Here is a 12,388-nt window from a genome sequence, read left to right on the forward strand (position 1 = left end):
ATGGGCGCGCTTATCCTTGCGCACGACACCATTGGGCCGGGTCGCTGGGGCGACCCTGCTGACGAATAGCGAAATACAGTGCTGGCGTATCCTGCCCGCCACTGTTGCCGACCGTGGAGATGGACTCGCCGGCCTTGACCACATCGCCCGCCGCCTTGAGCAGCGTCTGGTTGTGGCCGTACAGGCTCAAGTAACCGTTGCCGTGGTCGAGAATCACCAACAGGCCGGCGCCGCGCAGCCAATCGGCAAACACCACGCGCCCGCCATGCACGGCGTGCACCTGGCTGCCGGCGGAGGCGCTGATCATCACGCCGTCCCACTTGGTGCGGGTATCGTCGCCGCGGGTTTCACCGAAGCGCGCAAGCAATCGACCATTGACCGGCCATGGAAGTTTTCCCCGGGCCGAACCAAAAGCACCGCCGAAGGTTTCTCCACCGCTGGAAACCAGCGTGCCGGGGCTCGATTTTGCCGGTTTGCGCGGCGCGTCGCCGGCGTCCGCGTCGGCCTGGGCTTCACGTAAACGCTTTTTTTCGGCTTCCTGCTGGGCGATCAGCGCTTTCTGGCGCGCTTCTTCAGCCTCTCGGGCCTGGCGGGCCAGTGTTTCCTCGATCGTCTTCAAGACGTTGGCCAGTTCGGCCTGGTCTTGCTCGCGGGCCTTGAGCTTGCTGTCGCGGGCTTTCACATCGTCATTGAGTTTGGCCAGGGCAACCTGGCGCTCCTTGCGGACTTTCTCGAGTTCTTCGCGCTGGGTGTCGAGACTGCTTTTCTGGACCAGCAATTGGGCTTGCTGCAACTCGATGTCTTTTTCGACATTGGCCAGTTGGCGCAGGGTTTCGTTGAAATTCTTGAGCTGTTCCAGGCGTGCCTGGCTCAGGTAGTCGTAATAAGTGAGGGTGCGGGCGAATTTCTCGGGGTTCTGCTGGTTGAGGAGCAGCTTGAGGTATTCCTGGCGACCGTTCTGGTAGGCCGCTCGGGCCTGGATCGCGATCAGCTTTTGCTGTTCAGTGCGCGCGCTCTGGAGTTTTTTTTTCTCTCCATCGAGCCGTTGCAGCTCGGATTCGCTTTTCTTCAGCTCTTTCTGCAGGGCCTCGACCTGCTTCTCCAGCTTGCCCATCTCGGTCTCGGTGCCGCGCAAGTCTTTCTGCACACTGGATTTTTCTTCCTGCAGCTTGCCCAGCAGTTTCTTCAGCTCGGCGATGTCCTGGCGCGTGGCTTCCAACTGCTGTTGGGTTTGCGCGCGCTCGTCGGCGAAGGCCGGTTGGAGCAGGCAGGTCAGGGCAAGGGCTATCAGGACGCGGAGCATAGAGGCGGGTGGCACCAGGGAAAGGGACGGCCTAGTATGCCCGCCCCACGCTGCAAAAAAAACGCCCATTTAGGGCTGTGTGATAACTGGCCCGAAAAACACCAAACCCCAATGTGGGAGCGAGCTTGCTGTGGCGAGGGAGCTTGCTCCCGCTGGGCTGCGAAGCAGCCCCTCGACAGTAGATCAGGCCAGAAGCCTTTGCGATGGCTGCGCCATCGAGCGGGAGCAAGCTCCCTCGCCACACAAGCTGTGCTCAAACCTGCGACGCTTCGTCAGACCAGGATCGAAGTCCCGGTCATCTCCGCCGGTTTCTCCATGCCCAGCAACATCAGCATGGTCGGTGCCACGTCAGCCAGCACGCCGCCGTCGCGGACCTTGAAGTCGCGCTTGCCGACATAAATGAACGGCACCGGCTCGGTGGTGTGGGCGGTGTGGGCCTGGCCGGTGGACTCATCGGACATTTGCTCGACATTGCCATGGTCCGCCGTGATCAGGGCTTCGCCGCCGACTTTTTCCAAGGCGTCGACGATGCGACCCACGCAGGTGTCCAAGCATTCAACGGCCTTGACCGCCGCCTCGAACACGCCGCTATGGCCCACCATGTCGCCGTTGGCGTAGTTGACCACGATTACGTCGTAGCGCTGGTTCTCGATGGCATCGACGATGCGGTCGGTCACTTCCGGCGCGCTCATTTCCGGCTGCAGGTCATAGGTGGCGACTTTCGGCGAGGGGATCAGGATGCGTTCTTCGCCCGGGAAGGGTTCTTCACGGCCACCGGAGAAGAAGAACGTCACGTGGGCGTACTTTTCGGTTTCGGCGATGCGCAGCTGGGTCTTGCCGTTTTTCGCCAAGTAGTCGCCCAGCACGTTGTCCAGGCTGCCGGCGGCAAAGGCGGATGGCGCGGGAATGCTGGCGGCGTATTGAGTCAGCATCACGAAGCCGGCCAGTTTCGGCTGGCGGGCGCGCTCGAATTCCTTGAAATCATCTTCGACAAATACGCGGGTCAGTTCGCGGGCACGGTCGGCACGGAAGTTCATGAACACCACGGCGTCGCCGTCTTCGACTTTTACCGGCTCGCCGAGGGTGGTGGCCTTGACGAATTCGTCGCTTTCGCCGCGTTCATAAGCCGCTTGCAGACCCTCTTGCGCGGTGGCGGCATGGAATTCGGCATTGCCGTCGACGATCAGGTTGTAGGCCTGGGCGACGCGGTCCCAGCGATTGTCACGGTCCATGGCGAAATAACGGCCGATCAGGCTGGCGATCCGGCCCTTGCCCAACGCCTTGAAGGTGTCGTCCAGTACTTTGATCGACGACTCGGCGCTCTTGGGCGGCGTGTCGCGGCCATCGAGGAAGGCGTGCAGGTAGATGTTCTTGGCGCCGCGCTTGGCAGCGAGTTCGGCCATGGCGACCAGGTGGTCCTGGTGGCTGTGCACGCCGCCGTCCGACAGCAGGCCCATGAAGTGCACGGCCTTGCCAGCGGCCACTGCTTTGTCCACGGCGGCGCAGATGGTGGGGTTTTCGAAGAAGTCGCCGTCGCGGATCGACTTGGTCACGCGGGTGAAGTCCTGGTAAACCACGCGGCCCGCGCCGAGGTTCATGTGGCCGACCTCGGAGTTGCCCATCTGCCCGTCCGGCAGGCCGACGTCCATGCCGCTGCCGGAGATCAAGCCGTTCGGCACGGTGGCCCACAGGCGATCGAGCACAGGCTTCCTGGCCGCGTATACGGCGTTGGATTCGTGGCTGTCACTGTGACCGAAGCCGTCCAGAATCATCAGGACCAAAGGTTTAGGCGTGGTAGTCATGGAATCGACTCGTGGCTGGTTAAAAGAAGACGATGGAAAAGGGACGGGCAGTTTAAAGGTAAGTTCCGGTGCCGTCACCGCCGGGCGGGGTTTGGCCGGCCTTGCGTGCTGTGTATACTGGCCGACATTTTAACGCCCTGGAACCTCCTTCGATGGTTGCTCACCTGATTGAATTTGCCACTAACCACTACATTCTCGTCGGTATCTTCGTCGTACTGCTGGCTTTGCTGGTTGCCCACACGATGCAGGGCGGCGGTCGCAGCCTGAGCACTGGCGAGCTGACCGCGCTGGTCAACAAGGACGCCGGCGTCGTGGTCGATATTCGTCCGAGCAAGGACTACGCCGCCGGTCACATTGTCGGCGCGCTGAACATCCCTCAGGACAAACTGGTCGCACGCGTAGGCGAACTGGAAAAGCACAAGGCCAAGACGGTGATCCTGGTCGACGCCCAAGGCCAGCAGGCCGGGACCCTCGCCCGCGAACTGATGAAGTCCGGCTTCACCGCCGCCAAACTGTCCGGTGGCGTTGCAAGCTGGAAAGCCGACAATCTGCCCCTGGTGAAGTGACATGCCCCACGTTGTTGTCTATTCCAGCGATTACTGCCCCTACTGCTCCCGAGCCAAGCACTTGCTCCAAAGCAAAGGCGTGGCTTTCGAAGAGATCAAGGTCGACGGCAAGCCGCAACTGCGCGCCGAAATGACCCAGAAGGCCCGGCGTACTTCCGTGCCGCAGATCTGGATCGGCGGCACTCACGTGGGCGGTTGCGATGACCTGTATGCCTTGGAGCGCGCCGGCAAGCTTGACGCGCTGCTCAAGGCTTGAATTCCTTATCAATAGAACTGAAGTAAGAAGGATCTGCGATGACTGACCAACAGAACACTGCTGCCACTGAAGAAGAAGCCGCACCGCAATTCTCCTTGCAGCGCATCTATGTCCGTGACCTGTCCTTCGAGGCCCCGAAAAGCCCGGCGATCTTTCGTCAGCAGTGGGAGCCGAGCGTGGCCCTGGACCTGAACACCCGTCAGAAAGCCCTGGAAGAAGATTTCCACGAAGTGGTGCTGACCCTGTCCGTGACCGTGAAAAACGGTGACGAAGTGGCGTTCATTGCCGAAGTCCAGCAAGCCGGTATCTTCCTGATCAAGAACCTCGACGCCGCTTCGATGAGCCACACCCTGGGCGCCTTCTGCCCGAACATCCTGTTCCCTTACGCTCGCGAAACCCTGGACAGCCTGGTGACCCGCGGTTCGTTCCCGGCCCTGATGCTGGCTCCGGTGAACTTCGATGCTCTGTACGCACAAGAGCTGCAGCGCATGCAAGAGGAAGGCGGCGCGACCGTTCAGTAATCCGTTCCATAGCCAGGCACGAAACCTGTGGGAGCGAGCCTGCTCGCGAAAGCGGTATGTCAGTCAGCAGTGAGTTGACTGATACACCGCTATCGCGAGCAGGCTCGCTCCCACAGGGGTTTCTGGCCCGGGATTGTCAATCTTGTTACCGGAAGCCGTTCTGCCGCCACGCCTCGTAAACCGCCACTGCTACGGTGTTGGACAGGTTCAGGCTGCGGCAGCCTTCGCGCATCGGCAGGCGCAGGCGCTGTTCCGCCGGCAGGGCGTCGAGCACATCGGCCGGCAGGCCGCGACTTTCGGGGCCGAACAGAAACGCATCACCGGCGACGAAACTGGCGTCATGAAACGGCCGTGAACCCTTGGTGGTGAACGCGAACAGACGTGGGTGCCCCAGGCTTTCCAGGCAACTGGCGAGGTCGGCGTGCCGCTGCAAAGTGGCATACTCGTGATAATCGAGGCCCGCGCGGCGCAGGCGCTTGTCGTCCATCTCGAAGCCCAGTGGTTCGATCAAATGCAGGTGGCAGCCGCTGTTGGCGCACAGCCTGATGACGTTGCCGGTATTGGGCGGTATTTCCGGTTGAAAAAGGATGACGTGAAACATGCACGGCTCCGCAGATAAAGATGAGCGGCATTCTACGCCGCAAACCGACCGACGTTCGAAGCTATTGCCTCGGGTGCTGGGCTCGCTGGCGATCTTCGGCATGATGGTCGGGCTAATGATCGGCCGTCTGACCACGCCTGACCCCAGTGCGCTGCAACAGATCGAGGCGGGCGATGGCGTGTTGGTAGCCTGGTTCAACAATGAACCCAAGCTCCACGGGGAAATCGTCGACGGCTCCGTGGCACTGTTGTTCCAGGCCGAAGGTCGACCGCAGAAGGGCCAGCTCAAGCTCAACGGCAAGGACGTGAATTGGCGGGTGCGGTTGAGTGACAAGGGGTTGTTGCTGACGCTGGTGGCGGCGCGTCCGTTGCGAGGGGAATGGGCCGGCAGCGAAGTCGATGACCGCTGGCGGCTGGAGATCCGTCTCCAAGAGCAATAAAAGAGGGAATCCCCGGCCTGCCTGTACCAAGGTTCCCAAAACGGGAGGGCTCGCGCTTGGCGCAGAGCCCTGGGTGTAAAGAAGGGAAACCTTGACCTGCCTGTATCAAGGCCCCCAAAACAGCGGGCTCGAGAGCCCGGTATAAAAGAGGGGAATCCCCGGCCTGCCTGTACCAAGGTCCCCAAAACTGGGTAGTGACCTAGCTATTGCAGGGGGCGTGCCAGTTTTAAACGGCTTGTCACGAAAACACTGCTGTGAATGAGCAAAGCCCCGTATTCCGGGGCTTTGGCTTTTGTGTGGGCTGGTTTTCCTAGCATGGTCCACCGGCTTTTGGCTTGTTACAGTGGGGCAATTGCAGCCCGCAGTGCATTGAAGCGGTGCACAAAACCTTTAAAAGCATCGCGAGCAGGCTGCTCCCACAGTAGCTCTGTGTCGTTCCCAAAACCTGTGGGAGCGAGCCTGCTCGCGATTGGGCCTTCAAATTCAGTGAAGGATCAAAGGCTGATCAACCCTCATCTCCCTCATCATCATCCCCACCATCGACCTTCATCCCCAATTCCTTGATCTTGCGGGTCAAGGTATTGCGGCCCCAGCCCAGCAGCACGGCGGCGTCGCGGCGGCGGCCGGCGGTGTGCTTGAGGGCGGTCTCGATCATGATGCGTTCGAAGCTCGGCACGGCGCTGTCCAGCAGGCTCGATTGGCCGCGGGCCAACGCCTGGTCGGCCCACTGGCGCAGGGCCTGTTCCCAATTGGTCACCGGCGCCGAATCTTGTGGCAGGCTCAACAGCTCGGGTGGTAGGTCGCTGATATGCACTTCGCGCCCCGAAGCCATTACCGTGATCCAGCGGCAAGTGTTCTCCAATTGGCGCACGTTGCCGGGCCATGGCAGGTTCTTGAGGTATTCCTCGGTTTCGCTCTTGAGCAGCTTGGGCTCCACGGCCAGTTCCTGAGCGGCACGGCCAAGGAAATGCCGGGCCAGGGTCGGGATGTCTTCGCGGCGGTCGGCCAGGCGCGGTATGTGGATGCGGATCACGTTCAGGCGATGGAATAAGTCTTCCCGGAATTTACCGGCGTGGACCAGGGTTTCCAGGTTCTGGTGGGTCGCGGCGATGATCCGCACATCCACTTTGACCGGCGTATGGCCGCCCACGCGATAGAACTCACCGTCCGCCAATACCCGAAGCAGGCGGGTCTGGGTGTCGGCCGGCATGTCGCCGATTTCGTCAAGGAACAAGGTGCCGCCATCGGCCTGTTCGAAGCGTCCGCGTCGAAGGTTGGCCGCGCCGGTAAACGCACCTTTTTCATGGCCGAACAGCTCGGATTCCATCAGATCCTTGGGAATCGCCGCCATGTTCAAAGCAATGAATGGCGACGCCGCCCGGGGACTGTGACGGTGGAGGGCATGGGCAACCAATTCCTTGCCAGTGCCCGACTCGCCGTTGATCAGCACGGTGATGTTGGAATGGCTCAGGCGGCCGATGGCGCGAAACACTTCCTGCATCGCCGGCGCTTCGCCGATGATTTCCGGGGTGCGGGCCAGGGCTGGCACTTCTTCCAGGCCTTGTTGTTCCTGGGCGTGCTGGTTGGCGCGCTTGACCAGGGACACGGCTTCGTCGACGTCGAACGGCTTGGGCAGGTATTCGAACGCACCGCCCTGGTAGGACGCGACAGCGCTGTCCAGGTCCGAATGAGCGGTCATTATGATCACCGGCAAGCGCGGATGCTGCTCGCGGATCCTGGCCAGCAGGTCCAGGCCACTGGCGCCGGGCATGCGGATGTCGGAGATGATGACGTCCGGCTGCTGACGGGCCAGGCGGCTCATCACCCCATCGGCGCTGTCGAAGCTCTGGGTGGTCATGCCTTCCTGTTGCAAGGCTTTTTCCAGGACCCAGCGGATAGAACGGTCGTCATCGACGATCCACACGGTTTCACTACGGCTCATGTCGATGTGGCTCCTTGTTCCAGTGGCAGGAAGATCGAGAAAGTGGTGTGGCCAGGGTGGCTTTCACATTCGATCAAGCCCTGATGCTGACTGATGATGTTCTGGGTGATGGACAGCCCCAGCCCGGTACCGTCCGGGCGGCCGCTGACCATGGGAAAGAAGATGGTTTCCTGCAGCTCGGCAGGGATCCCCGGGCCGTTGTCGATGATTTCGATCTTGGTCACCAGGCGATGACGCACATGGCCGATGGTGAACTGGCGCATGGCGCGGGTGCGAAGGCTGATGCGGCCTAGGCGCAGCTCGTTCTGGCTGCTGATGGCCTGCATGGCGTTGCGCACGATGTTCAGCACGGCCTGGATCATCTGCTCGCGGTCGATCAGGACGTCGGGAATGCTCGGGTCGTAGTCGCGCACCAACGTGATGCAGCCCTGGCTTTCCGCTTCGACCAGGCTGCTGACGCGCTCCAGCACTTCGTGGACGTTGCACATCGCCAGGGACGGAAGCTTGTTCGAGCCGAGCATGCGGTCCACCAGGTTCCGCAGGCGGTCGGCTTCTTCGATGATGACGTTGGTGTAGTCCTTGAGGCTTTCTTCCGGCAGCTCACGGGCGAGCAACTGCGCCGCGCCACGTATGCCGCCAAGCGGATTCTTGATCTCGTGGGCGAGGCCGCGCACCAGCATCTTGCTGGTTTCCTGCTTGGACAATTGCGCCTCTTCCTTGGTGATGCGCAGCAGGCGATCACGGGGATGGACTTCCAGCAACAGGAGGGTGGCGTGGTTGTTCAGGATAGGCGTTACCGCGTAGTCGACGGTCAGGGTCTGCCCGGTCAGGGCGGTAAGCATGGCTTCGCGCTTGGTGAATGGGTGGGCCTGCTCGACGGCCTGGCGCAGGGAGTTGAGCGCTTCGGCGGATTCAGTAAACAGTTCGCTGATGAACTGCCCATGGCTGCGCTGGCCACTGACAGCCAAGAGCATCTCCGCCGCCGGGTTCATGTACTCAAGGCGCAGTTCGGCGTCGAGCAGGATGGTCGCGGTGGTGAGATTGTCGAGCAGCAAGCGGTGTAGTGCGTCGCTAATGGTCATCAGGACCTCTTTTAAAGCGTAGCAATTGGAGGCAAGCCCTCAAATTGCGCGCGCGATTAATGCGCTGATACCAGGAAAATGCAAAAACCAAACCAAGGCTCCGAAAAGAAGCGTTTAAAGCCTCAATCAGCCTTTGTGCGCTCGTTTACGCGGCGTTCTGCCAGCGCTTTCGGGTAGTTTCGAACCAAAATGGGTTGGTATCTGGGTAGGGCGTGCGGAGCCTGCACCAATATGGTGCTCCATCTCCAGGGGCATTAGAAGAACGGCAGGATGCTGCTTTCTTCTTCCTTGGGCTTGTCGGCGAGCGGGCATTCGGGACGTTGGCCGTAATCGGCCTTTGTACAAGGTTTGACGCGGCGCTTCTGTGCCAGGGACATGCGCTGCATGTGGAAGGGTTGGTTGGCGGTGCGTTCGACGATACGGTCTTGCTCATCGAGGATTTCAACCGCCAGTTGATGGCTGCCACGGTCGATATTCTTCAACGCGAATACCGGGCTGGGCCCTGCGGCGCCGGTGGGTTTGCCATCCAGCAGCAGGCGGTAGCGATGGCCTTTCTGCAGGCCGGGTTCGCTGGTGGCGGTGACGATCAGCTCCCCGGCGGTGCTGCGTATCGTGGCGTCCGGTTCGGGAATCAGCAGCCGGAGCATCTCGTAACGAAACAATGGTTCGGGTCGCGGTTCCTCCGGTGGCGCCGTTGAGGTTGTACCCGGGGGCGGCGCCTGCATCCGGTTGCCCGGTGATAGCTGCAATTTTTTGGCATTGCCGGGGCGGGGCTGGTCGGTGAAGACACGATTGCCCTGGGCGTCGATGTAGGTATAGACCTGCGCCAGGCCCGGCGATGCGCTCAACAGCAGGGCTGCGGCGAGTAACCAGCGGCTCAAGGAACGTGTACCCGCTGCACGGTGAAGGTGACGGTTTCGCTCTGCTGCACCAGGCGCTCGCCGTCGATGACCTGGACTGCGAGGCTGTGCTCGCCGCGATCGATGTTCATCAATTGCAGCCGTGGCACATTGCTAGGCTGGCCATAGGGCTGGCCGTCCAGCAGCAACCTGAACAGATGGGGGCTTTGCAGGCGCGGTTGTGTCCGAACGCCGACGGTGAAGGTGCCATTGTTGGCGCGCAGGGCCTCATCGGTTGGAATGTCGGTCAGTTCCAGCAGGTCGTAGGCGTTGCGCGGCGCGTCGTTGTTTTGCGCAGGTGCGGGCGTTTCCGGGGTGGTCGGAGCCTGGGTTTCAACGCTGTTGAGCGGCGGCAACTCCACCGCCTGGGCCGGCACGCCGTCGGGCGGCTGGTTGCTGTAGGCGGTGTTGCCGTTGGCGTCGGTGTATTTGTAGATCTGCGCGGCGGCGGGCAGCGTCAGCAGCAACAAAAAGAAGATTGATAAACCACGACCCATGGAAAAATTGACCGAAAACAAGAGGTGATAGTTGCAGCATAGGTCACGGTGGGCGGTTGGCCAAAGTGTTGCGCCCAGCCCAGAGTCCAGTGTCATGCCTGGATGTCATGGCGGCATAAAGCCAGTGTGGGGGCGAGCTTGCTCGAGACAGCGGCGTCTCAGTCGCTGAGGTATTGGATATGCTGGCCTCATCGCGAGCAAGCTCGCTCCCACAGGGAAAGGGGGTGTGGCCTCAGGGTTTTATGGATATACACAGTCCGCCGGTTGCCCGGATCAGGGCCAGCCGGTGCACCGGGTGCTGTTTGTTGTGGTGGGTGGCCTGGGCCAGCCATTGCGGGCACTGTGGATCGGTGCGGTAGGGCGCGAAGTCGGCCAGTTGTTGCAGCAGGCGTTTTTGCAGGCGGTCGAGTTTAGGGCGGATCTCGCCTACCAGGTCCGGGCGCGGCAGGTCTGGCGCCTTGCCGTCCAGGGCCCAGTCGGACAAGTTGATGTATTGGACCAGTTTGTTGGCTTCTATCTGGGCGGCGAAAAACGCCTCCACCGTCTCGCCGTTCAGCTTGTAGGTGGGCGCCTGGGCCACGGCGGCGGCAATGACTTCGCGCTCGCGCGGACGGTCCTCTACGGGTTTGCCACTGTCCCATTTGCTCAATGCCACTTGATCTGCGATCAGCAGGCGTTCGCCGATGGCATTGAGCAACGGCGTCAGGGCGTCGGGGGCGTTGCTGGCCTCGGCTGTGGAACACAGCAGTGCGGCAGACAGGGCGAGGCAAATCTTCAAGCGGGAAGTCATTGGCGATCTCGTCTTGTAAGGGAAGCGGCGCACCATCATGCACGCATCCTGCGCCCATAAAAAAGGCCTCCCGAAGGAGGCCTCTCTTTAGTTCACGCCGTGCGTGGCGGCGCTTACTGGATCAGCAGCTGTAGTACAGCTCGTATTCCAGTGGGTGTACGAAGGTGCGAACCTTGATTTCTTCTTCGCTTTTCAGTGCGATGTAAGCGTCGATGAAGTCATCGCTGAATACGCCGCCCTTGGTCAGGAACGCACGGCCCTTGTCCAGCTCTTCCAGGGCTTCTTTCAGGCTGCCACAAACCTGTGGGATTTCCTTGGCCTCTTCAGGCGGCAGGTCATACAGGTTTTTGTCAGCGGCATCGCCAGGGTGGATCTTGTTCTGGATACCGTCCAGGCCGGCCATCATCAGTGCAGCGAAGGCCAGGTATGGGTTGGCAGCCGGATCCGGGAAGCGCGCTTCGATACGGCGGGCTTTTGGGCTGTTAACGTAAGGGATACGGATCGAGGCGGAACGGTTGCGAGCCGAGTAGGCCAGCATGACCGGGGCTTCGAAGCCTGGTACCAGACGCTTGTAGGAGTTGGTCGACGGGTTGGTGAAGCCGTTCAGGGCCTTACCGTGCTTGATGATGCCACCGATGAAGTACAGGGCAGTGTCCGACAGACCGGCATAACCTTCGCCAGCGAAGGTGTTCTTGCCGTCCTTGGAGATCGACATGTGCACGTGCATGCCCGAACCGTTGTCGCCGTACAGAGGCTTCGGCATGAAGGTCGCGGTGCGGCCGTAGGCGTCGGCAACGTTGTGTACGCAGTACTTCAGGGTCTGGACTTCGTCAGCCTTCTTCACCAGTGTGTTGAATTTCACACCGATTTCGTTCTGGCCGGCAGTTGCCACTTCGTGGTGGTGAACTTCGACGGTCTGGCCCATTTCTTCCAGTGCGTTGCACATGGAGGTACGGATTTCGTGGTCGAAGTCGAACGGTGGAACCGGGAAGTAGCCGCCTTTGATACCTGGACGGTGGCCTTTGTTGCCGCCTTCCACGTCCTGGTCGGACATCCACGAACCTTGTTCGGAGAAGATCTTGAACATGGAGCCGGAGATATCGGACTTGAACTTGACCGAGTCAAAGATGAAGAACTCAGGCTCTGGACCGAAGAAAGCGGTGTCGCCGATACCGGTGGACTTCAGGTATTCCTCGGCGCGGTGGGCAATGGCGCGTGGGTCGCGGTCATAACCTTGCATGGTCGAAGGTTCGATGATGTCGCAGACCAGGATCAGGGTCGGCTCTTCGGTGAACGGGTCCAGGACGGCGGTTTCGTCGTCCGGCATCAGGATCATGTCGGAGGCTTCGATGCCTTTCCAGCCGGAGATGGAAGAACCGTCGAACATCTTGCCGATTTCGAAGAATTCGTCGTCCAGCGCATCACGGGCCGGCATGGTCACGTGATGTTGAGTGCCTTTGGTGTCAGTGAAGCGCAGATCAATCCACTTGACGTCATGATCTTTGATGAGTTGAACCGACTTCGACATATGTCCTCCGGGTGGCTTCGGGCGGGTAGTGGAGTGCCCTTAGATATGGGTGATGCCGGCGCGAATACTCTGCCAAGGCAACCTGCCTCACAAGGGAGCAAATTGCATGCCAGTGCCCCACCATGGGTTTTTTGCACCAAATCCACGCTTTTACAGGCGCAA

At 60.8% G+C, this 12,388-nt stretch carries 13 protein-coding genes; 4 read left to right on the forward strand and 9 right to left on the reverse strand.

Features of this window, described 5'->3' with window-relative positions; translation table 11 throughout:
• Positions 1–10: 10 nt before the first annotated feature.
• Together J3P92_RS23915 and gpmI are read right to left on the reverse strand one after the other, a co-directional pair.
• Positions 11–1,303: a murein hydrolase activator EnvC family protein gene (locus tag J3P92_RS23915; protein WP_420766334.1), complete on the reverse strand. Its 1,293-nt coding sequence runs from the start codon at positions 1,301–1,303 to the stop codon at positions 11–13.
• Between the two features lie 272 nt (positions 1,304–1,575).
• Positions 1,576–3,105, reverse strand: coding sequence for a 2,3-bisphosphoglycerate-independent phosphoglycerate mutase (gene gpmI, locus J3P92_RS23920; RefSeq protein WP_434561130.1), 1,530 nt, complete (start codon positions 3,103–3,105; stop codon positions 1,576–1,578).
• A gap of 152 nt (positions 3,106–3,257) precedes the next feature.
• On the opposite strand from gpmI, the gene J3P92_RS23925 reads away from it, so the two are divergent.
• Genes J3P92_RS23925 through secB form a run of 3 tightly spaced genes read left to right on the forward strand, consistent with a single transcriptional unit; the run spans position 3,258 to position 4,448 of the window.
• Entirely contained in the window at positions 3,258–3,671 is a 414-nt protein-coding gene (locus tag J3P92_RS23925) for a rhodanese-like domain-containing protein (protein WP_420766332.1), read from the forward strand.
• Position 3,672: 1 nt separating this feature from the next.
• Positions 3,673–3,927 (forward strand): glutaredoxin 3, encoded by a 255-nt coding sequence (gene grxC / locus J3P92_RS23930; RefSeq protein ID WP_434608259.1) that lies wholly within the window; start codon positions 3,673–3,675, stop codon positions 3,925–3,927.
• Positions 3,928–3,965: 38 nt separating this feature from the next.
• Positions 3,966–4,448, forward strand: coding sequence for a protein-export chaperone SecB (gene secB, locus J3P92_RS23935; RefSeq protein WP_420766331.1), 483 nt, complete (start codon positions 3,966–3,968; stop codon positions 4,446–4,448).
• A gap of 145 nt (positions 4,449–4,593) precedes the next feature.
• Here the strand turns inward: secB and trmL are convergent, their stop codons facing one another.
• Positions 4,594–5,049 (reverse strand): tRNA (uridine(34)/cytosine(34)/5-carboxymethylaminomethyluridine(34)-2'-O)-methyltransferase TrmL, encoded by a 456-nt coding sequence (trmL, locus tag J3P92_RS23940; protein ID WP_420766330.1) that lies wholly within the window; start codon positions 5,047–5,049, stop codon positions 4,594–4,596.
• Here trmL and J3P92_RS23945 point away from each other — a divergent pair.
• The gene (locus tag J3P92_RS23945; RefSeq protein ID WP_434608255.1) at positions 5,048–5,488 is read left to right on the forward strand and encodes a hypothetical protein; all 441 of its coding nucleotides are present in this window, start codon (positions 5,048–5,050) and stop codon (positions 5,486–5,488) included. The two genes, trmL and J3P92_RS23945, sit on opposite strands and share 2 nt — an antisense overlap.
• A gap of 505 nt (positions 5,489–5,993) precedes the next feature.
• Here J3P92_RS23945 and ntrC read toward each other — a convergent pair.
• The 6 genes from ntrC to glnA all read right to left on the reverse strand — a co-directional run bounded on the left by ntrC (position 5,994) and on the right by glnA (position 12,226).
• Positions 5,994–7,430, reverse strand: a complete 1,437-nt coding sequence (gene ntrC, locus J3P92_RS23950; RefSeq protein WP_420766328.1) for a nitrogen regulation protein NR(I) — start codon at positions 7,428–7,430, stop codon at positions 5,994–5,996.
• Positions 7,427–8,512: a nitrogen regulation protein NR(II) gene (glnL, locus tag J3P92_RS23955; protein WP_420766327.1), complete on the reverse strand. Its 1,086-nt coding sequence runs from the start codon at positions 8,510–8,512 to the stop codon at positions 7,427–7,429. Before glnL ends, ntrC begins: the two co-directional genes overlap by 4 nt.
• Positions 8,513–8,766: 254 nt before the next feature.
• Positions 8,767–9,393, reverse strand: coding sequence for a DUF4124 domain-containing protein (locus J3P92_RS23960; protein WP_420766326.1), 627 nt, complete (start codon positions 9,391–9,393; stop codon positions 8,767–8,769).
• Positions 9,390–9,908, reverse strand: a complete 519-nt coding sequence (locus J3P92_RS23965) for a DUF4124 domain-containing protein (protein WP_434651196.1) — start codon at positions 9,906–9,908, stop codon at positions 9,390–9,392. Before J3P92_RS23965 ends, J3P92_RS23960 begins: the two co-directional genes overlap by 4 nt.
• A 232-nt stretch (positions 9,909–10,140) precedes the next feature.
• The gene (locus J3P92_RS23970) at positions 10,141–10,698 is read right to left on the reverse strand and encodes a chorismate mutase (protein ID WP_434649284.1); all 558 of its coding nucleotides are present in this window, start codon (positions 10,696–10,698) and stop codon (positions 10,141–10,143) included.
• Between the two features lie 121 nt (positions 10,699–10,819).
• The gene (glnA, locus tag J3P92_RS23975) at positions 10,820–12,226 is read right to left on the reverse strand and encodes a type I glutamate--ammonia ligase (protein ID WP_014336114.1); all 1,407 of its coding nucleotides are present in this window, start codon (positions 12,224–12,226) and stop codon (positions 10,820–10,822) included.
• Positions 12,227–12,388 lie beyond the last annotated feature (162 nt).

The sequence above is a fragment of the Pseudomonas sp. D3-27 genome (genome assembly GCF_051132165.1).
In the GTDB taxonomy this organism is placed as follows: domain Bacteria; phylum Pseudomonadota; class Gammaproteobacteria; order Pseudomonadales; family Pseudomonadaceae; genus Aquipseudomonas.